The organism is Mesorhizobium sp. WSM4847, assembly GCF_055811335.1.
On record NZ_JBVVPY010000020.1, the window covers coordinates 49591 to 69485 of the forward strand.

Consider the following 19895-nt stretch of genomic DNA (forward strand, 5'->3'; position numbering starts at 1 on the left):
AAGCAAAAGCCGGGCCAGTTTCTATGCCGAACTCCTTCCGGCAGTCCGGATGCGTAGACAGGGCGTTTGAAACCGAACCATGGCGTTGGCGGCAAAACTACAGCTACGACAGTCCCAGTCGCTGGTGATGACGCCGCAACTCATGCAGTCGATACGGCTGCTGCAGTTCACCCACATCGAGCTGGAACGCTTCATCGACGACGAGATCGAGCGCAATCCTTTGCTCGAGCGCGCCGAGCCGCAAGACGATGCCGTCAGCGACCAGGCGCAGAAGATCGATGCCGCACCGGAAACGGCCACCGCCGGCGACTGGTTCGAGAAGGAAACGGCGTGGAGCGCCGAGGCGATCTCGGAAAAGCTCGATACTTCGCTGGAAAACCTGTTTCCAGACGACCCCGGTACCAGCGAGCGGCTCGGTCCCGACCTGACGGCCCAGTGGAAATCGGCATCCGGCAACGGTTCCGCATCCTCTTCCGACGGTTTTGACGTCGGAGACATGGCGGCCGGAGCCATCACGCTGCGCGAGCATGTCGCCGAGCAGGTCGCGCTTGCCTTCGCCGACCCGGCAGCACGCCTGATCGCCAGCGAACTGGCCGATGGCCTCGACGAGGCCGGCTACATGCGCGCCGACATGGCTGAGATCGCCACCCGTCTCGGCACCGACAGAGCGGCGGTGGCAAATGCGCTCGCGGTCTGCCAGACATTCGAGCCCACCGGCCTCTTTGCCCGCGACCTTGCCGAATGCCTGTCGCTGCAGCTTGCCGTCCGCGACCGTCTCGACCCTGCGATGAAGGCTTTGATTGCCAATCTCGAACTCCTGGCCCGGCGCGATTTCCAGACCCTGAAACGGATTTGTGGGGTCGATGAGGAGGATCTGCTCGACATGCTGGCCGAGATACGTGCGCTCGATCCGCGCCCGGGGATGGCGTTTTCGGGCGGCGCCAGCGACGCGATCATCGCCGATGTCGAAGTGCGTGCGGCCAATGACGGGAGCTGGGTGATCGAACTCAACCCCGAAACGCTGCCGCGCGTGCTGGTCGACCATATCTATTTCGCTCGGGTTTCGCCGCATGCGAAAAATCAGACGGAAAAGGACTTCCTGGCGGAGTGCCTGCAAAACGCCAATTGGCTGACGCGCAGCCTCGATCAGCGGGCGAAGACTATCCTCAAGGTTGCCTCAGAAATCGTGCGCCAGCAGGACGCCTTCCTCGTCCATGGCGTGCGTCACCTGAGGCCGCTCAACCTGCGCACGGTGGCCGACGCCATCGGCATGCACGAATCGACCGTCAGCCGGGTCACCGCCAACAAATACATGCTGACGCCGCGCGGCGTGTTCGAACTGCGCTATTTCTTCACCGCCTCGATCGCTTCGTCGGGTGGCGGTGACGCGCATTCGTCTGAAGCGGTGCGCGACCGCATCAAGCAGTTGATCGACGAGGAGAAACCTACCGACGTGCTTTCCGACGACGCGATTGTGGATATGTTGCGGGAAAGCGGCGTCGATATCGCCAGGCGCACGGTCGCCAAGTATCGGGAGGGCATGAATATTCCCTCGTCGGTGCAGCGGCGGCGTGAAAAACGCGCTTTGGCCAGCGCCGGACGCTGATCTCTGACTGAATTTTCGACAGCTTTCGCACTTCATTGACAAGCCGCAATGAAGTGGCTAGAAGCCCGCCCGCATGGGACGGGCTACTGCCCGCATGCGGATGGTCCGTCACGACGTTGGCCACGGGACGGTCAAGAAGGCGGCTTGTGATCAATCGGAAAAGTTCGGATTTAAAATCGGCGCAAGTGACGCCGCAAAGCTTGTGCGCTCAGACCACGGGTATAAACTCGGGACAGTTTGAAGCCTGAGCAAGGAAGGTCAGTATTCAGATGACGCTGCGCATATCAGGAAAACACATGGATATCGGCGATGCGTTCCGTACGCGCATCAACGACCGTGTCGGAGAGGTGATCGGGAAATATTTCGATCGGGGCTTTTCTGGGCAAATTGTAGTCGTCAAATCGGGATCGCGCTACACGGCCGATTGCATGATCCGGCTGGATTCCGGCGCTTCGCTGCAGGCGACCGGTGAAGCGCAGGACCCGACGCTCGCTTTCGAGGCGGCGGCGGATCGCCTCGAGACCCGCCTTCGCCGCTACAAGCGTCGGCTGAAGTCGCATAATTCAGGCAACGCCAATGGCGAACCCACCGACGTCGCCTATACGGTGATGGCGCCGCTTGCCGACGATGACGAGGAAATGCCGGAGAATTTCGCGCCAGCCATCGTCGCCGAATCAACCATGACGCTGCGGACCATGTCGGTGGCGTCAGCCGTGATCGAACTCGACACCAAGGACAGCCCGGTCCTCGTCTTCCGCAACGCCGGAAACGAGCATCTCAATATCGTCTATCGTCGGCCGGACGGAAACATCGGCTGGATCGACCCGTCTACGACCAAGGTCGCGCAGGGCTAACGGCCAAGGCCGCACTGGGCTGACGGCCAAGGCCGCACTGGGATAAGGCACCAGCCGCACGCGAGAGTGAGGGCTGGCGACGGCAGGCGAACAAGGGATTTCAAGTATGGACCTGAGCGATCTTATCAACGTTCCGGCAATCTTGCCGGCGTTGAAGGCGAACTCCAAGAAGCAACTGCTGCAAATGCTGTCCGAAAGGGCGGCGGCGATTGCCGGCATTCCGGAACGGGAGGTGTTCGACACCATCCTGCAGCGTGAACGGCTGGGCTCGACCGGTGTCGGCAACGGCATTGCCATTCCGCATGGCAAGCTGGCCGGGGTGAAGCGGATCGCCGGGGTTTTCGCCCGGCTGGAGACGCCGGTCGATTTCGAGGCGCTGGACGACCAGCCGGTCGATCTGGTGTTCCTGCTTTTGGCGCCCGAAGGCGCCGGCGCCGACCATCTCAAGGCGCTGTCGCGCATTGCGCGGGTGCTGCGCGACGCCGACACGGTGGCCAAGATCAGGGGCACCCGCGACGCCGCCGCGATCCATGCGCTTTTATCGGATACACAAGCCTCGCACGCGGCCTGAGTTTTTTCGATCAGTTCGGTTAAAGGGCCGCCGCGAGCGGCCCTGTCCGTTCTAACCAGATCGCTGCGCCGTCTTGTTAGTGGATCGCGACTTAGTGGATCGCGACGGGGGTCAGGTCGTTTTCCAGGGCGCCGGCCAGCGCCCGCTCGCGAGCGTCGGAAAGCAGGATCGGCTGGCCATTGGCGGCAAACAGGGCCCACAGTTCCAGCCCGGGCGCGATTTCGCCGAGGCCCGGGAAACGGCCGCGCAGATCGTCGCTCGAGATTTTCCTGAGATAGGCGACCGAGCCTTCGCCGAGATGGGCGAACTCGCCGCTGGTCATGATAAGATTTTCGTCAGTTCTGGTCATTTAAGCCTCCGTGCTGCGAGGACCCCGTTCAAGGCCGCCTCGCATGAGAGCAATCGGTAAAAATCAGTCTTTCACCGATATGTTTATTTTCCGTACCAGCCGTTCGGACTCGGGCCGATCGAGATCGATCGACAAAAGACCGTTCTTCAGCTCCGCCGCGATCACCCGCATGCCGTCGGCCAGCACGAAACAGCGCTGGAACTGGCGCGCGGCAATGCCGCGGTGCAGAAATTCGCGCTCGGTGTCATCGTTCTGACGGCCGCGCACGACCAACTGGTTCTCCTCCGTGGTCACATCGAGATCGTTTTCGGCGAAACCGGCGACAGCGAGTGTGATACGCAGCCTTTCGGCCTTGCCGTCGGCACCGCTGAGGCGCTCGATGTTGTAGGGAGGGTAGCTGTCACCTGACTTCGCCAGACGCTCCAGGGTCTTTTCCATGGCGTCGAAACCCAGGAGAAGCGGGCTGGAAAAAGGCGTCATTCGACTCATGTTACACTGTCCTCTCAAGAGCGACATAAAGCGGAAAAACCCGGATGGCATTTTTCCCGATGGTCTTGATATGGTCCGCCCGGCGGTCGAGTTCAAGCCGTCAAAAGCCCCGCCCAAAAAGACTCCCTAAACAAGGAATTGAAATGCCCCAATCTCGCAAGATCATCATCGACACGGATCCCGGCCAGGATGATGCCGTCGCCATATTGCTGGCGCTCGGCAGCGCCGAGCTGGAGATCGTCGGCATGACCGCCGTCGCCGGCAACGTGCCGCTGAGACTCACCGAAAAGAATGCACGCAAGATCTGCGAGCTGGCCGGCCGGCCTGACATCAAGGTCTATGCCGGCGCCATCCGGCCGCTGGCGCGCGAACTGGTAACCGCCGAGGAGGTGCACGGCGAGACCGGGCTCAACGGACCGCAATTGCCCGAACCAACCATGGAGCTGCAGGCCCAGTACGCAGTCGATTTCATCGTCGAGACGCTGATGAAGGAAGAGAGCGGCACGATCACCCTGTGCGCACTCGGCCCGCTCACCAACATAGCGCTGGCGCTGATCCGCGAGCCGAACATTGCGCCGCGCATCAAGGAAATCGTGCTGATGGGCGGCGGCTTCTTCGAAGGCGGCAACGTCACCCCGACCTCCGAATTCAACATCTATGTCGACCCGCATGCCGCCGATGTCGTATTCAAATCCGGCATTCCGATCGTCATGATGCCGCTCGACGTCACCCACAAGGCGCTGACCACGGCCAAGCGCACCCAAGCCTACCGCAAGCTCGGCACCAGGGTCGGCACGGCCACGGCGGAGATGCTGGAATTCTTCGAACGATTCGACGAAGAGAAATACGGCACCGACGGCGGTCCGCTGCATGACCCTTGCGTCATCGCCTATCTATTGAAACCCGAGCTGTTCAGGGGCCGCAACTGCAACGTCGCTGTGGAAACCGCCTCGGAACTCACCATGGGCATGACCGTGATCGACTGGTGGGGCGTGACCAAACGGCCGAGCAACGCCATGGTGATGCGCGACATCGACCACGATGCGTTGTTCGCGCTGCTGCTGGAAAGGCTGGGCCGGCTTTAGGGCCGCTTCCTTCTCCCCTTGTGGGGCCTTGTGGCCCGAAGGGCGGGCGAGGCCCGTGACTCGCCCCGGGCGGGGGATCGGCGTGCAGCGCCGAGACGGTTGAGGGTGTTGGCCGGAGCGCTGTTGGTGCCAAGCTGGAACACCCCTCATCCGGCCGCGGAGCCTGTCCTCGGGCTTGCCGGAGGCAAGACCCGTGGGCGGCTACCTTCTCCCACGAGGGGAGAAGGAAAAGAGTGCCGCTCACTTCGCCTTTGAAAACGCCAGCCACAGCCCGCCGCCGACCAGAAAGCTGCCGCTTATCCGCGACAGCAGCTTGACGCGGCCGGCCGAAAGCAGGCGTCCGGCGCGGCCGGCGGCCAGCGCGTAGGTCGAATCCGATACGGCGGCAAAGATCATGGCGGTGAGACCCATGACGCCGATCTGCAACCCATAGTTGCCGTCAGGGGCGATGAACTGCGGAAAGAAGGCGCCGAAGAACACCAGCGTCTTGGGATTGCTGATCGCCACCAGCAGGCCCTGCAGGAAGAAGCCGCCGCGCGGTGTCTTTACCGATCCGTCGGCGTTCAGCTTGCCCTTGGAGCGGAACATCTGCACACCCATCCAGATCAGATAGGCGGCACCGATCAGCCTGACCCATTCGAACCAATGGCCCATTCCCGCGATCAGCGAGGTCAATCCGATGCCGACAATGGCGATCATGATCGCCAGTCCGGCCTGCGTACCGGCGACGTTGGCGAGGCCGGCGCGAGAGCCATGGCGGATGCTGTTGGCGATGATCAGCGTGACCGTCGGTCCGGGTACCAGGATGATGACAAGGCAGGCGACGAGATAGGTGGCATAGAGTTCCAGCGACATGGTTTCCTCAACAGTATGCGGCTTTGCGACACGGCTGACCGCGATCAATGCATGACAGTAACGCGGCTGCAAGCCGGCAGGAGATGTCGCCGGCAACCTTGACCTGGATTATTTTAGGCTCCAGCCAGCCACGGCAGCGTCGTCTCGTAGGCTGCCGCCGCTCTCAGCACGGCCATGTCACCGCGCGGCCGCCCGATCAATTGCATGCCCATCGGCCTGCCGCTGCCATCGAAGCCGGCCGGTACACTGACCGCCGGGCAGCCGCCCAGCGTGGCGAGCGCTGAAACCTGCATCCAGCGGTGATAGCTGTCCATGGCACGCCCGGCCACCTCCCTGGGCCAAGGAGTACCGACATCGAAGGGAAAAACCTGCGCAGTCGGCAGCGCAATCAGGTCGAATTGGTCAAAGAGTGACAGCAGCGTTCGATGCCAAGACGAGCGCCTCACCGTGGCGGCGTGGATCTGCGGTGCCGTGAGTTGCAGCGCCTGTTCCACCTCCCACACGGCCTCCGGCTTCAGAAGAGCGCGTTTCAAGGGATCGTCGTAATGCGCCTTGAGCGCACAACCGCTGCTCGCTTGGCGCAGCGTCACGAAGGCCTGCCACAGCGCTTCGAAATCGACATCCGGCACCAGCGCTTCGGTCTGAAAGGATGCCGCGGCGAACCGGCCGAGAGCGGCCTCGCAAAGACTAGGGATGCCGGGTTCGACCGGCAGATGACCACCGAGGTCGCCGAACCAGGCGATGCGGCCGCCGGCCGCCGGCGTTTGCAGCCCCTGCAGGAAGCAGTCCTGCTTGTGATGCGAGAGCGGCGCGCGAGGGTCGTAGCCAGCCTGCTCGTCGAGCAGCAACGCCATGTCGCGAACGTTGCGGCCCATCGGCCCTTCGACGCCCATCTGGGCGTGGAAGACGTCAAGCTCGGGGCCGGCCGGGACAAGTCCCTGCGACGGACGGAAGCCATAGACGTTGTTGTAGGCGGCCGGGTTGCGCAGCGAGCCGCCAAAGTCGCTGCCGTCGGCGACAGGCACCATGTCGAGCGCCAGTGCGACCGCCGCGCCGCCGCTCGAACCGCCGGCGGTCAAGGCCGGGTCGAAAGCATTGAGTGTCGAACCGAACACCGTGTTGTAGGTGTTGGAGCCCAGGCCGAATTCGGGAACGTTGGTCTTGCCGATGATGATGGCGCCGGCCTTGCGGATGCGCTCGACGAAGAAATCGTCTTCCTGCGGCACGAAATCGGCGAAGATCGGCGAGCCGAAGCTGGTCCTGAGGCCCTTGGTCTGCGCGAGATCCTTGATGGCGATCGGCAGACCGAACAGCGGTCCGGCATGCCCAGCATGCGCCAGATGGGCGTCTGCCCTGTCGGCCTCGCGCAAGATGTCGGCACGGTCGCGCAGCGAGACGATGGCGTTGACCAGCGGGTTTACCGCGTCGATCCGGTCGAGGAATGCCGTCGCCACCTCGCGCACCGACAACCGCCTGCGCCGGATCGCCTCGGCAAGATCCACGGCGGACAGGCGGCAGATATTGCCGGCAGGCGGCACGGCGTGTTTTGTGGCCGGACGCATGGCTCTCACCTGGCTGGCGTGTTTTGGAGCGCCGCCTCGACGTCCTTCGCTAGTGGGATCGCCGGCTGGGCGCCGGGCTTCAGGCAAGCGAGCGAACCAGCGGCTGCAGCACGGGCGAGCGTCTGGTCGAGCGGCAGGCCCGATGACAGCCCGGCGGCGAAATAGCCGCAGAACGTGTCGCCGGCGCCGACCGTATCGACCGGAGTGATGTTCAACGCCGGAACCATCAGGAGATCGGCTGGCGTGGCGGCCAGAACGCCGTCACCGCCGAGCGTGACGACTATTGTGCGACCGGTCGTCCCCGCGAAATCGCGCATCCGCGCCGGGCGATCGCGGCCGCTCAGCGACAGCGCCTCGCCATAGAGGTCGAATTCGGTTTCGTTGGCGACGACATAATCGGCCTTGCCGAGGAAGGCGGCCGCCTCTGCGCGGAACGGTGCCGTGTTGAGCACGGTAACCGCGCCTGCCGCCCGTGCTGCGTCCAGTGCTGCATCGACAGTCTGCAGCGGGATCTCCTGCTGCAGGAGCACGACATCGCCCTTCTTCATGAAAGCCTTGGAGAGGTCGCCTGTGACGACCGAATCATTGGCGCCCGGCACCACGGCAATGACATTCTCGCCGTCGTCGGCGACCATGATCAAGGCCGTGCCGGTCGAGGCGAAGGTTTCACCGACACCGGACAGGTCGATCTTGCCGTCCCGCAACAGCGCCAACGCTTCGGTGGCGAAATTGTCCTTGCCGACCGCGCCGACCATGCGCACCTTGGCGCCGGCACGCGCGGCGGCCAGCGCCTGGTTGGCGCCCTTGCCGCCGGGTGCGGTGGCGAAACCGGAGCCACGGACCGTCTCGCCCGGTGCGGGCAAGCGGTCGACATTGGCGATAAGGTCGAGGTTGATCGAGCCGACAACGATTATCAAGTGGTGCCTCCCTGCTGACTGCGGGAAGCTACTCCGTAAGGCCGCCGCTTGCCAGACCGCACGATCTAATCGCGTCAGGTTTGAACGCGCTTCTCAGCGCAACTCCAGGCGTCGGCGGCGCCGACATCGACAATTGGCGCGCGATTTCAGGATCCGACCTGTCCCGCTTCCCAGCCAAGGATGGCGCGTTTGCGGGTCAGGCCCCAGTGGTAGCCGGTCAGCGCGCCGGACTTGCCGAGAGCCCGGTGGCACGGCACCACGAAGGACATCGGATTGGCGCCGACCGCGGCACCCACCGCCCGGCTGGCGCTCGGTGCGCCGATGCCGGCAGCGATCGAGGAATAGGTGCAGGCCTTGCCCATCGGGATGCGCAGCAGGGCCTCCCAGACGCGGACCTGGAAGTCGGTGCCGATCAAGACGACGCGCAGCGGCTGGTCGGGGCGCCACAACGCCGGATCGAAGATGCGCGCCGCATAGGGCGCCGTCGCGGCCATGTCCTCGATATAGTTTGCGTTCGGCCAGCGGCCGGACATGTCGGCGAAGGTCGCACGCTCGTCGCCGACATCGCTGAAGGCGAGGCCGGCAAGCCCACGGTCTGTGACCATGATCAGGGCGATGCCGAAAGGCGAGATATGATAGCCGTAGCGGATCGTCAGCCCGGCGCCGCGCGTCTTGTAGTCGCCCGGCGACATCGCTTCATGGGTGACGAAAAGGTCGTGCAACCGGCCGGGGCCCGACATGCCGACCTCGAAAGAAGCCTCGAGCAGCGGCATGCCGGAATCGAGCAGTTTGCGCGCGTGGTCGAGCGTGACCGCCTGCAGAAACGCCTTGGGCGACAGGCCGGCCCAGCGGGTGAAGAGCTTCTGCAACCCGGTCGGTGTCTCGCCGACTTCCTCCGCCAATATCTCGAGCGACGGCTGGTCACGATAGTCAAGGCTGATCTTCTCGATCGCGCGCCGAACAACTTCGTAGTCACCGCCTTCGGGTGTGATGTCTTTCTTCAGAATAGCTGTCTGTGCGTTCATCGGGCCATCTCCTTGATCGTGAATATCGTCCTTCGCGGCTCCGATCACCACCCGAAACTTGCCTTCTCGTCATGTGCATCCAGATAGATTTGGCTTCGAGCAAGGAGCCGACGATGGCTGGCGAAAACGTGCATCCCACCAAGGAGAAGTAGACGCTGCCGATTACCGTTTATGGCAAGGCACCGCAGAACCGGTTCGCGAAGGAGGCGGTTCGCTCACATTCAGCGCGCTTTCGCGGTCGCCAGGGCGCGCGAAAAGGCTGACGCAAAGCTCTCGCGGTCATCGGGATTGAGAAAGCCGCCGATCGGCACATTCTGGCCTTGTGCTTCCACCGCCATCCTGGTGATGCCGATTTCGGCGTGGCGGGCGACCGAAAAACGCGCCCAGAACGGATTGAAGCGATGGGCTTCCGATTTGCCTGATGGCGCGGTCTTGCGGATGTCGAGGCTGGTGCGCGAGACCGACACCTCCTCACGGGCGCGGGCGGCACGATAATTGGCGCGAAAGGCGATGTAGACGGCGATGACGTCGAGACCCAGGAAGCCGAACACCGGCCAGGCGCCGCGCGACAGGAAAAACGCTCCGGTGACCAACGAGCCGAACAGCAGAGCGCCCATCAGGATGGCAAAGCCGGTTTTGCCCAGCGAGCGATGCGGTATCAGCAACGCCTGGAAGAATGGCTCGTCGGCCTGATATGAGGCGTTTGTGTCGCTCATGCCGGGATATTATAGGAAGGGGATGACGAGCCCCAAGTCCAAAAAATCCTCTACACCCAAAAATGAATTGCTCCCCGGCCGACGCGACGGCGCGAACGCCAAACCGCGTGCCCGGCCGGTGCGGTCCGATTCGCGCTACAGCCCGGCCGAAGTGCACGAGATTTTCCGACGCTTTTCCGTTCAGCGGCCCGAGCCGAAGGGCGAGCTCGAACACATCAACGCCTTCACGCTGCTGGTGGCGGTGGTGCTTTCGGCACAGGCGACCGATGTCGGGGTCAACAAGGCGACGCGGGCGCTGTTCAAGGTCGCCGACACGCCGCAAAAGATGCTGGCTCTCGGCGAAGCCAAGGTCGGCGACTATATCCGCACCGTTGGGCTCTGGCGCAACAAGGCCAAGAACGTCATCGCGCTGTCGGAGGCGCTGATCCGCGATCATGGTGGCGAGGTGCCCGACGACCGCGATCAATTGGTCAAGCTGCCGGGCGTCGGGCGCAAGACCGCCAATGTCGTGCTCAACATGGCCTTCGGCCAGCACACCATGGCGGTCGACACGCATATCTTTCGCATCGGCAACCGGCTGCGGCTGGCGCCCGGCAAGACGCCGGAACAGGTCGAGCAGGGGCTGTTGAGGATCATTCCGGACGAATACATGCGCCATGCGCATCACTGGCTGATCCTGCATGGCCGCTATGTCTGCAAGGCGCGCAAACCGGATTGCCCGATCTGTGTCATCGCCGACATCTGCAAGGCCGAGGAGAAGACGAATGATGTTCCGGCGCCACTGGTCGAAATTGCGCGGCTCGAACCGGTAAGCGAAATTCAGTAGCCGTAGCCGCGCGCCATCGCCGCGGCGAAGACCGGGATCAGCAGGAAGATCGAGGCTTCGGCGCGTACATAAGTTCGAACGGATGCAAGTTGTGCCGCCGGCACTTGAAAGCCGGGACTGGCCGAGGCCTGCCTGCTCCAGGACGCAAAGCTGACCGTCGGGACGATCGACAGCAGGCCGACGGTGACGAAGGCCACCATCTTTGCCCAGAACGCCCAGTTGTAGACGTAGAATTCCCAACCCTTCAGGCCGTAGATGACGCGTCCGATGCCGACAACGATGATCAGCATGGCGATGATGCCGTAATGGCGATCGATGCCGACAAGCCGCCGAAGCGTCGCGGCGGGCAGATCGCCGCGGATCAGGACAAATTCGGCGCCGATGATGCCGGCCAGTGAAAACACCAGCAGATGATGAAAGATGGCAAGCAGAAGATCGGTGGTATCCATGCCCTTTTCCCTCCGTCGGACGGCACAGCGGACGCTGAATCAGTTCATGCGAAGGGTAGCATCGTTCGGCAAGATTCCCATGCCGGAGCTGGAGTTCGCGACTACGTTGACGCCAAATCCTGACAGCCTAAATTTTGACCATGACCAGACTGAAACGCGCCTTGAACCCAATGCCGGACGACATCCGAACCGCTTTGACAAAGCAGGGTTTGATGGCGGCCTATGATGACAGACCGGATTATCAGAAGAACGACTATCTCGGCTGGATCGCTCGTGCCAAACGCCCCGAGACAAGACACAAGCGGCTCGACCAGATGCTGGACGAATTGAAGCGTGGCGGCGTCTACATGAACATGCCGTGGCGCGGCTGAAATCGCGCTTGTCAGGTCACAGTTTCCCGCGGTCGAAGCGCCTCGACCTCGTTTCTCGCGCTGGAAGATGATCTGCCCTGTCCTGGCTCTTGTTGGACATTTGGGCGACATGCATGAGGCACCGGCAAAGAAACACTTTGAATTTGCGCATGATCGTTTCGGAGGCGGTTTTTCGGCGATCGTGCGCCGCGAGGCAGAGTTATGGGAAATCCAGGAGCAGCCAGTGCACCGGTCATCGAGACGAAGCGAACCATCTTGCGGCCACACCAGCTCGCTGATTTCGATGCCTATGTTGCCATGTGGGCCGATCCGGACGTCACCCGCTTCATCGGCGGCAAGCCGCGCACGCGCGAGGAAAGCTGGATGCGCTTCCTGCGTCATGCCGGCCTGTGGTCGCTGCTGGGCTACGGCTTCTGGGCGATCGAGGACAAGGCATCCGGCCGTTTCATCGGCGAGGCCGGTTTCCACGATCTGAAGCGCGACATGGTGCCGTCGATCGAAGGCGTTCCTGAAGCCGGTTGGGCGCTGGCCCCGAGCGCACATGGCCAAGGGTTCGCCAGCGAAGTCGTCGGACGGGCTCTCGCCTGGGGCGACGAGGCATTCGGGCGTGCAAGGACTGTCTGCATCATCGATCCGGAAAACTCCGCTTCGCTGAGCGTTGCGGCCAAATGCGGCTACAGCGAAGTGTTGCGGACCACCTATCACGACGACGCGACGATCCTGCTGGAACGGCAGCCCTAGGGCGTTGCGGCCTGTCATCCGGTGGTTCTGATCGGGCCGAATCGAGGCTTTCTAGGCCTGCCGCTTCAGCACCGGGCCTTCCGCTTCGGCCTTTAGGGCCGCCTGTTCGAGCATCGAGGCGTCTTCGCCGAAAGCGCGGGTGGCGCGCGCGGCCGCCTCGATCAGCGGATTTTTCATGCGCTGCAGAAAGGCCGCGTCGACGCGCGTGCTCGGGCCGGACAGCGTCAACGCACCGAGCAGGATGTGCCCCGGCCCGAACACTGGTGCCGAGACGCCCGCCGTCTCGGGGTCGCGATCGCCGACCGACAAACAATGGTAGGTTTTGCGGATCGTCTCGTATGGTTCGCCCTGCTGACCGGAAAACGCCGCAAGCACGCGGCCGCCTGTGCCGGCCAGCAGGGGCAGCACGTCGCCTTCCCGGATGGTGTAGCGGATGGGATGCTTGGACTCGACGCGGTAAAGACAGGTGCGCACGTCGCCCGAACGGACATAGAAAGCGACACTTTCCCAGCTTCGCTCGGCCAGATCGCGCATGATCGGCAGCAGGATGTCGATCGCCACCACCGAACGCTGGTATAGGGCGCCCAGCCGAAAGGTGGCAGGGCCGACACGGTAGCGGCCGTCGTCGAGACGCTCCAGCAATTGCCCGCGCAGCAACGAGTTCGCCAGCCTCAGGATCGTGCTCTTGTAGAGGCCGGTGCGCGCCGCGATTTCGGCCAGGCTGAGCGAGTGCTCGGCAGCAGCGAAAGCGTCGAGGATGGCGATCGCACGATCGAGCGCGGCAACGCCGTTGGTCGACGCAGGCTTGGATTGTGTTACGGTTGTCCGCTTGACCACGTCGTTCCGTTCCCAGTTGGACAGAAGGGCCGATCGGAACAATTGTGCCGCATCCGGGCAGTTCTGTCCAGCAGAATGCCATTCCGGTTGACAGAACGATGCAAAGACTGCATGAATTTTTGTCGAGCGGGTCTGAATTCAGGCTACGTTGCTGGCAGGCACCGGAGGAGGTGTCGTGATTGGAGGAACCCCATGCTGAACAGACGCAGATTTTTAACGAGCACCGCCGCTGCCGGCGCCGCCGGTTTCGCAGCGTTGCATCTCTCGCCCGCTTTCGCGCAGGACGCACCGCAGATCCAGATCTTTGTGCCGGCAGCGCCCGGCGGCGGCTGGGACCAGACGGCGCGCACGATGGACCAGGTGCTGCGCAGTGAGAAGCTGATCTCCGGTTCGCAGATCACCAATGTCGGCGGCGCCGGCGGCACAGTCGGCCTGCCGCAATTCATCAGCCAGTGGAACGGCAAGGGCAATTCGCTGATGGTTGCCGGCATGGTCATGGTTGGCGCCATCATCGCCAACAAATCGGCCAACAATCTCACCGAGGTCACGCCGATCGCCCGCCTCACCGGCGAATTCGAGGCGCTGGTGGTGCCGGCGGCTTCCCCGTTCAAGACAGCAGCGGATTTCGTCGCCGCCCTCAAGGCCGATCCGACCAAAGTGCCGGTGGCTGGCGGTTCGGCCGGCGGCTCGGACCACATATTGTTCGGCCTTATCGCCAAGACGGCCGGTGTTCCGGCAGCCAACCTCTCCTACGTGCCGTTCGCCGGCGGCGGCGAGGCATTGTCGGCGCTTCTCGGCAACCAGGTCGCGGCCGGCATCTCCGGCTACGGCGAGTTCTCCGAACAGGTCAAGGCAGGCGCGCTTCGGCTGCTTGCCATTTCCGCGGACAAGCGCCAGGAAGGCATCGACGCACCGACGATGAAGGAAGCCGGCATCGATGTTGAACTGTTCAACTGGCGCGGCGTCTTCGCACCGCCGGGCGTTTCCGACGCCGACAAGGCGGCGATGATCACGCTGGTCGAGACGATGGCCAAAAGCGAAGCCTGGGCCACCGAATGCAAAAACCGCAACTGGACGCGGATCCTGCTCACCGGCGACGACTACGCGAAATTTCTCACCGAAGACACGGCTAGGATCGCAGCCATCCTCAAGGACCTCGGCCTTGCCTGATGTCCCCGGAGAGGGGCGGTGTGCACTGCCCCTTTCCGATGTTCGCCAGCCGCATGGACATACGATCCGGCGCGAGTGAAACTGCGATGAGGTCGGCCGTGGGAGACCGGCTATCCAGGGAGGACGATCATGAGCACCAGCGACCAGCAGGCGCCGCGGCCGCGCCTTGCCGTGCCCGAATTGCTGATCGGCATCGGGCTTCTTGCCTGCGCCGGCGCAGTGGCCTGGCAGACTCTGTCGATTCCGGTGTCGCCGCTCTACTCCAAGGTCGGCCCGACCGTCTTCCCCTACATCACCATGGTCGGCATGACGGTCCTTTCCCTGCTGCTGATCGTCGCCGCTCTGCGGGGCGGCTGGCAGCCGGAGGAAGAAAAGGAAACCCCGACCGACTGGAAGGCGATGGGCATCGTCGCCGTCGGACTGGTCGCGAATCTTGTTCTGATCCAGCCGCTTGGCTTCACCGCAGCCTCGGTGATCATGTTCGTTCTCATCTGCCACGGATTCGGCAGCAGACATCCGCTGCGTGACGTGCTGCTTGGCCTGATCCTGGCGCTTGCCGCCTATTTCGGCTTCGCCAGGGCGCTCGGCGTCAACATCGGCGCCGGCTTCATCGAGAACCAGCTGAACACGGGCCTCGATTCCATTATCCGTATGTTGAGAGGCTGAAGCCATGGAAACGCTTGGCCATCTCGCGCACGGATTTTCGGTCGCCTTTACGCCGGTCAATCTCATGTGGTGCCTGCTCGGCACGACACTGGGGACAGCGATCGGCGTGCTGCCAGGCCTCGGACCTGCGCTGACCATCGCCCTGCTTTTGCCGATCACCTACCAGGTGGCGCCGGAAGCGTCCTTCATCCTGTTTGCCGGCATCTATTACGGCGCCATGTATGGCGGTTCGACGACATCGATCCTGCTCAACACGCCGGGTGAAAGCGCGACCATCGTCACTGCGCTGGAAGGCAACAGGATGGCCCGTTCCGGCCGCGGCGGCGCTGCACTTGCCACCTCGGCGATCGGCTCCTTTGTCGCCGGCACACTCGGCACGCTGGGGGTCGCCTTCCTGGCCCCGGTCGTCGTCAAATTCGCGCTGTCCTTCGGCCCGGCCGAATATTTCTCGCTGATGGTGCTGGCCTTCATCACGGTTTCGGCGGTGCTCGGCTCGTCGTCGGTGCGTGGCCTGACCAGCCTGTTCATCGGTTTCGTCATCGGCATGATCGGCGTCGACCTGCAGACCGGGCAACCGCGCTTCACCTTCGGCATGAGCCAATTGCTCGATGGCGTCGACGTGATCGTCGTCGCGGTCGGCCTCTTTGCGGTCGGCGAGACGTTCTACATGGCCTCGCGCCGCTATGCCGGCAAGGACGAGATCGTGCCGCTGAAGGGCTCGCTCTACATGACGGCGGCCGAATGGGCACGCTCGTGGAAGGCTTGGCTGCGCGGCGCCCTGCTCGGCTTCCCGATCGGCGCGCTGCCGGCCGGCGGCGCCGAAATCCCGACCTTTCTGTCCTATGCAATCGAGAAAAAGCTCTCCAAACACAAGGAGGAGTTCGGCACGGTCGGCGCCATCGAAGGCGTTGCCGGGCCGGAAGCCGCCAACAACGCATCGGCCGCCGGCGTGCTGGTGCCGATGCTGACGCTTGGGTTGCCGACCTCGGCGACGGCCGCGATCATGCTGTCGGCCTTCCAAAGCTATGGCATCAATCCCGGGCCGATGCTGTTCATGACGCAGGCCAATCTGGTCTGGGGGCTGATCGCCAGCCTGTTCATCGCCAACATCATTCTCGTCATCCTCAACCTGCCGCTGATCGGGTTGTGGGTGCGGCTGCTGAAAATCCCGGCGCCGCAGCTCTATGCCGGCATCCTGGTGTTCGCCACGGTCGGCACCTACGGTATTTCTCAGTCGCCGACCGATCTCGTCATCCTCTATTTGCTCGGCGCGGCCGGGTTCCTGATGCGGCGCTTCGATTTCCCTACGGCGCCGGTCATCATCGGCATGATCCTGTGGCCGCTTGCCGAAACACAGTTCCGCCGCGCGATGACCATCTCGAACGGCGACTGGTCGGTCTTCTACAAACATCCGCTGTCGCTGACGCTGCTGACGCTGGCGTTCATCGGGCTGATTGGGCCGCATATCTACGCTTACATCGAACGCCGGCGCATGCGTGGACCGGAACACGTGCCGGGCGATGCCTGACCTGTTTGTGACATCATGACCGATCTGCTGTCCGGCATCCGCGTCCTCGACCTGACCAACGTTCTGGCTGGCCCCTACTGTGCCTATCAGCTGGCGCTGCTCGGGGCCGATGTGATCAAGGTCGAGGCGCCGCAAGGCGGCGATCTGGCGCGCCAGCTCGGCGGCTCGCCGGAACTCAACAGCACCGGCATGGGCGCTTCGTTCTTGGCGCAGAACGCCGGCAAACGATCGGTGGTGCTCGATCTCAAGAAAGAGGCCGATCGCGAACGCTTCCTCGATCTGGTCGCCTCCGCCGACGCGCTGGTCGAGAATTTCCGCCCCGGCGTGATGGATCGGCTGGGGCTCGGCTATGCCAGGCTGAAAGAGGTCCGCCCCAGTCTTGCCTATTGCGCGATTTCGGGCTTCGGCCAGACCGGGCCGATGCGCGATAATCCGGCCTACGACCAGATCATCCAGGGTCTTTCGGGCATCATGAGCATCACCGGCACAGCGCAGACCGCGCCGCTGCGTGTCGGATACCCCGTCGCCGACACGCTGGGTGGGCTGGTCGGGGCGTTCGCCATCACGGCGGCACTTGTGAAGCAGAAGACGACAGGCGAGGGCGCTTTCCTCGACGTGTCGATGCTCGAATGCACGCTTTCCGCGCTGGGCTGGCCGGTCTCCAACTATCTGACGGCTGGCGTCGAGCCGCAGCCGATGGGCAACGAGAACATGACGGCGGCACCTTCCGGCACGTTTCGCACCGGCGACGGTCTGCTCAACATCGCCGCCAACAAGCAGGAGCAGTTCGTCACGCTCTGCCGGCTGGTCGGGCTGCCGGAGCTGGCGTCGGACCCGCGCTTTGCCGAGCGCGAGACGCGCAAGCGCAACCGCATCGCCTTGAAGGCGCTGATCGAGGATGCCCTGGCGAACAGCTCGGCCGCGGCCTGGGAGGAGACGCTCAATCGCGCAGGCGTGCCGGCGGGCAGGGTGCTGACGATCCCGCAGGTGCTGGCCGAGCAGCAAGTGATCGAGCGCGACATGACCACCCGTTTCGATAGCATGCCGAACATCGACCGACCGCTGACCGTCGTGCGCGGCGGGTTCATGGTCGATGGTGCAGCACCGTTGCCGACCAAGCCGCCGCCGGCGCTGGGCGAGCATATGGACGAGGTGTTTGCCAGTCTGCCGCCGCGCGTCAAGAAAAGGGCGCAGGCATGAGCGACGCGAGAACATGAGCAACGTTGAGAAAAAAACCGGCCGCGAGCGCGGTGAGGAATGGTGGCAGACCGATATCATCGAAATGCGCCCTGGCGTGATCCGGCTGCGTGGCTATGAGATCCAAGACCTGATCGGCCGCGTCAGCTTTCCGGCGATGATCTGGCTGATGCTGCGCGGCGAACTGCCTGGCGAGGAGCAGGCGGCGCTGCTCGGTATCGCGCTGGGGGCGGCCGTCGACCACGGGCCGCAGGCGCCGTCGATCGCCATTGCCCGCATGGCGGCTACCTGCGGCGTCGGCATCAACAGCGCCATGGCTTCAGCCATCAATGTGCTTGGCGACGTGCATGGCGGCGCCGGCGAGCAGGCGCTTGCCTTCTACGGCGACATCGCCGCGGCACTGGACGCAGGCGTGACGCTTGCCGATGCCGTCGCGTCGCGGCTCGATCGCTTCTTCGCCGATGAAAAATCCTATGTGCCGGGGCTCGGCCATCGCTTCCACCCGGTCGATCCGCGGGCGCCGCGTCTCATCGAGCTGACCCGCGATTTTGCCGCGCGCGGCGTCGTCAGCGGACGTTTCGCCGACATCGCCGAGGCTGTCGAGGCCGAGGTCGCGCGGCGCAAGGGCAAGAAGATCCCGCTCAACATCGACGGCGCCACCGCCGTCATCTATGGCGAGCTCGGCTTTCCGCCGCCGCTGACACGTGGCCTTTTCGTGCTGTCGCGCTCGGTCGGCATCTTGGCGCATGCGTGGGAACAGTCGCAACAGAGCGACCGCAACAAAGGACCACTGCCGCGCGAATGGTTGTGGGCCTATACCGGCACGCCGGTCCGGTCTTTCCCTCAGGGAGAGGACGACGCCAAATGAGACCTTGGTTCAAGTGCGCCAGCGGGCGCTGGCTGGGGAATTTTCAAGTTCTTCAGCAGCGTTGAAAGTTCGGGCTCGTCGATAAGCACGGCTGCGTCTTCCGGCGCCAGCCATGCCCGCTGCCGCCTTTTGGCTTCCTGCCAGTTGGCCAGTTCCTCCGTCACCGCCAGCAGGTAGACGGTGACGTCGACGCGGACGAAGCGGTTCGTCAGCCGCTTCCAGTAGGAATAGGTGCCGGCCGGCTGCTTCAGCGTCTTGCCGAGGACGCCGGCTTCCTCCCGCGCTTCGATGGTGGCTGCCTTGCGCCCACTCTTGCCCTTCATCGGCCAGCCCTTGGGCACGATAAAGCGCCTTGTCGATATCGAGGTGACCAGCATCACCTCGACGCCGCCATGCCTGCCCAGCCGAAAGGGAATTGCCGCGACCTGGCGGATCCGCTCGCCCTTCCTCGCCTTGCGCACGACCTTCTTCTTGGTGGCTGCCATTTGCCGACGATCCAATCAGGGCAGTGCCCAAGCGCAAAGGCACGTTGCGAAATCAAAACCGCCTTTGATGCTACTTTAAGTAGAGCGGCGTTCAAGCATATCAGCTAAATAAATGAAAACGCCGGGCCATCAGCGGCAGACGCTGATGAAGCGGCTGCCCGATCGCCGCAACTGGCAAGTAGGCGCCATCTGCGGCACATCTGGCCGTTGCGGCACGACCACGCGATCCTGGGCACGGAACTGCTGTTGCTGCTGCTGAAATTGCTGCCGTCGCAGCCTGTTCTCCAGCATCTGCAATTCGCCTTGCAGGACCACGGTATTGCGATTGGCGGGAGCGACGTTCTGCGCGGAGACAGCCGCGCCCGACAGCATCGCTGTTGCCAGGGTTGCCGACATCAAGATCGTCGAAAGGCGAAGCGGCGACATCCATCCATTCCCTTACGAAACAGAACCTTGCGATTATATAGGGCGTTTGTCTGATGATGCCATGGATTAAAACCCCACGCCGGAGCGGAATTGGCTGACTAGCCAGTCAGGGCGCAAAGCCCGTCGACCGATGTGTGCTGGCAAAGGGCACCAATACGAGGCCGACGACAAGAAGCTGGAGGGCATCCTGCAGTTCCATGCCTTTCAGGCCTGGATTGGATAATTTGAACCGCAACATCGCACAGTTGAAAATCGCGGCACGGGCGGCGCTGCGTTCCCCGGAGCCTTTGGCCACGGCACGG

General features: G+C 63.4%; 24 protein-coding genes. 12 read left to right on the forward strand and 12 right to left on the reverse strand.

Annotated elements, in window-relative coordinates; translation table 11 throughout:
* Positions 1–79 precede the first annotated feature (79 nt).
* From rpoN to ptsN, 3 genes are all read left to right on the forward strand, one after another.
* Positions 80–1606: an RNA polymerase factor sigma-54 gene (gene rpoN, locus AC0L28_RS25340; protein WP_128173493.1), complete on the forward strand. Its 1527-nt coding sequence runs from the start codon at positions 80–82 to the stop codon at positions 1604–1606.
* Positions 1607–1875: 269 nt separating this feature from the next.
* Positions 1876–2460 (forward strand): ribosome hibernation-promoting factor, HPF/YfiA family, encoded by a 585-nt coding sequence (gene hpf, locus AC0L28_RS25345; protein WP_023797447.1) that lies wholly within the window; start codon positions 1876–1878, stop codon positions 2458–2460.
* A 106-nt stretch (positions 2461–2566) separates the two neighbouring features.
* Complete coding sequence (ptsN, locus tag AC0L28_RS25350; RefSeq protein ID WP_023797448.1) at positions 2567–3031, forward strand: PTS IIA-like nitrogen regulatory protein PtsN; 465 nt, start codon at positions 2567–2569, stop codon at positions 3029–3031.
* 91 nt (positions 3032–3122) lie between these two features.
* Here the strand turns inward: ptsN and AC0L28_RS25355 are convergent, their stop codons facing one another.
* Together AC0L28_RS25355 and AC0L28_RS25360 are read right to left on the reverse strand one after the other, a co-directional pair.
* Positions 3123–3380, reverse strand: a complete 258-nt coding sequence (locus tag AC0L28_RS25355) for a BQ00720 family protein (RefSeq protein WP_023797449.1) — start codon at positions 3378–3380, stop codon at positions 3123–3125.
* A gap of 63 nt (positions 3381–3443) precedes the next feature.
* Positions 3444–3869 carry an Hsp20 family protein gene (locus tag AC0L28_RS25360; protein ID WP_023797450.1) on the reverse strand — a complete coding sequence of 142 codons (426 nt, stop codon included), beginning with the start codon at positions 3867–3869 and terminating at the stop codon, positions 3444–3446.
* Between the two features lie 143 nt (positions 3870–4012).
* On the opposite strand from AC0L28_RS25360, the gene AC0L28_RS25365 reads away from it, so the two are divergent.
* Positions 4013–4954, forward strand: a complete 942-nt coding sequence (locus tag AC0L28_RS25365) for a nucleoside hydrolase (protein WP_023797452.1) — start codon at positions 4013–4015, stop codon at positions 4952–4954.
* Between the two features lie 240 nt (positions 4955–5194).
* On the opposite strand, the gene AC0L28_RS25370 is transcribed toward AC0L28_RS25365, so the two are convergent.
* The 5 genes from AC0L28_RS25370 to AC0L28_RS25390 form a co-directional block, all read right to left on the reverse strand.
* Positions 5195–5809 (reverse strand): LysE family translocator, encoded by a 615-nt coding sequence (locus AC0L28_RS25370; RefSeq protein WP_128173494.1) that lies wholly within the window; start codon positions 5807–5809, stop codon positions 5195–5197.
* Positions 5810–5922: 113 nt separating this feature from the next.
* Positions 5923–7371 carry an amidase gene (locus tag AC0L28_RS25375; protein WP_287307058.1) on the reverse strand — a complete coding sequence of 483 codons (1449 nt, stop codon included), beginning with the start codon at positions 7369–7371 and terminating at the stop codon, positions 5923–5925.
* A gap of 5 nt (positions 7372–7376) precedes the next feature.
* Positions 7377–8288, reverse strand: coding sequence for a ribokinase (locus AC0L28_RS25380; RefSeq protein ID WP_473480977.1), 912 nt, complete (start codon positions 8286–8288; stop codon positions 7377–7379).
* Positions 8289–8434: 146 nt separating this feature from the next.
* A complete protein-coding gene (locus AC0L28_RS25385; protein ID WP_473480979.1) occupies positions 8435–9313 on the reverse strand; it encodes a methylated-DNA--[protein]-cysteine S-methyltransferase in 879 nt (292 codons plus the stop codon).
* Between the two features lie 221 nt (positions 9314–9534).
* Positions 9535–10029 (reverse strand): DUF2244 domain-containing protein, encoded by a 495-nt coding sequence (locus AC0L28_RS25390; protein ID WP_023797457.1) that lies wholly within the window; start codon positions 10027–10029, stop codon positions 9535–9537.
* 22 nt (positions 10030–10051) lie between these two features.
* On the opposite strand from AC0L28_RS25390, the gene nth reads away from it, so the two are divergent.
* A complete protein-coding gene (nth, locus tag AC0L28_RS25395) occupies positions 10052–10855 on the forward strand; it encodes an endonuclease III (RefSeq protein WP_473480981.1) in 804 nt (267 codons plus the stop codon).
* Here the strand turns inward: nth and AC0L28_RS25400 are convergent.
* Positions 10849–11304: a DUF2214 family protein gene (locus tag AC0L28_RS25400; protein ID WP_473480983.1), complete on the reverse strand. Its 456-nt coding sequence runs from the start codon at positions 11302–11304 to the stop codon at positions 10849–10851. The genes nth and AC0L28_RS25400 overlap by 7 nt on opposite strands.
* 170 nt (positions 11305–11474) lie before the next feature.
* On the opposite strand from AC0L28_RS25400, the gene AC0L28_RS25405 reads away from it, so the two are divergent.
* Both AC0L28_RS25405 and AC0L28_RS25410 read left to right on the forward strand, forming a co-directional pair.
* Positions 11475–11675, forward strand: a complete 201-nt coding sequence (locus AC0L28_RS25405; RefSeq protein WP_128169938.1) for a YdeI/OmpD-associated family protein — start codon at positions 11475–11477, stop codon at positions 11673–11675.
* A gap of 201 nt (positions 11676–11876) precedes the next feature.
* A complete protein-coding gene (locus AC0L28_RS25410) occupies positions 11877–12416 on the forward strand; it encodes a GNAT family N-acetyltransferase (protein WP_473480985.1) in 540 nt (179 codons plus the stop codon).
* A 51-nt stretch (positions 12417–12467) separates the two neighbouring features.
* On the opposite strand, the gene AC0L28_RS25415 is transcribed toward AC0L28_RS25410, so the two are convergent.
* Positions 12468–13253: an IclR family transcriptional regulator gene (locus AC0L28_RS25415; RefSeq protein ID WP_128169896.1), complete on the reverse strand. Its 786-nt coding sequence runs from the start codon at positions 13251–13253 to the stop codon at positions 12468–12470.
* Between the two features lie 192 nt (positions 13254–13445).
* Here AC0L28_RS25415 and AC0L28_RS25420 point away from each other — a divergent pair, with 192 nt between their 5' ends.
* The 5 genes from AC0L28_RS25420 to AC0L28_RS25440 all read left to right on the forward strand — a co-directional run bounded on the left by AC0L28_RS25420 (position 13446) and on the right by AC0L28_RS25440 (position 18682).
* Complete coding sequence (locus AC0L28_RS25420) at positions 13446–14423, forward strand: Bug family tripartite tricarboxylate transporter substrate binding protein (protein ID WP_027153050.1); 978 nt, start codon at positions 13446–13448, stop codon at positions 14421–14423.
* Positions 14424–14552: 129 nt separating this feature from the next.
* Positions 14553–15089: a tripartite tricarboxylate transporter TctB family protein gene (locus AC0L28_RS25425; RefSeq protein WP_128169897.1), complete on the forward strand. Its 537-nt coding sequence runs from the start codon at positions 14553–14555 to the stop codon at positions 15087–15089.
* Positions 15090–15093: 4 nt separating this feature from the next.
* Positions 15094–16617, forward strand: coding sequence for a tripartite tricarboxylate transporter permease (locus AC0L28_RS25430; RefSeq protein ID WP_128247366.1), 1524 nt, complete (start codon positions 15094–15096; stop codon positions 16615–16617).
* 15 nt (positions 16618–16632) lie between these two features.
* Positions 16633–17817 (forward strand): CaiB/BaiF CoA transferase family protein, encoded by a 1185-nt coding sequence (locus tag AC0L28_RS25435; RefSeq protein ID WP_128169899.1) that lies wholly within the window; start codon positions 16633–16635, stop codon positions 17815–17817.
* Positions 17818–17830: 13 nt separating this feature from the next.
* On the forward strand, positions 17831–18682 hold the full coding sequence (locus tag AC0L28_RS25440; protein WP_128169900.1) for a citryl-CoA lyase: 852 nt from the start codon (positions 17831–17833) through the stop codon (positions 18680–18682).
* On the opposite strand, the gene AC0L28_RS25445 is transcribed toward AC0L28_RS25440, so the two are convergent.
* The 3 genes from AC0L28_RS25445 to AC0L28_RS25455 form a co-directional block, all read right to left on the reverse strand.
* Positions 18658–19167, reverse strand: a complete 510-nt coding sequence (locus AC0L28_RS25445) for an NUDIX hydrolase (protein WP_128169901.1) — start codon at positions 19165–19167, stop codon at positions 18658–18660. The genes AC0L28_RS25440 and AC0L28_RS25445 overlap by 25 nt on opposite strands.
* Before the next feature lie 129 nt (positions 19168–19296).
* A complete protein-coding gene (locus AC0L28_RS25450; RefSeq protein ID WP_084646721.1) occupies positions 19297–19563 on the reverse strand; it encodes a hypothetical protein in 267 nt (88 codons plus the stop codon).
* Between the two features lie 136 nt (positions 19564–19699).
* The gene (locus AC0L28_RS25455) at positions 19700–19888 is read right to left on the reverse strand and encodes a hypothetical protein (RefSeq protein WP_031254200.1); all 189 of its coding nucleotides are present in this window, start codon (positions 19886–19888) and stop codon (positions 19700–19702) included.
* Positions 19889–19895: the final 7 nt, after the last annotated feature.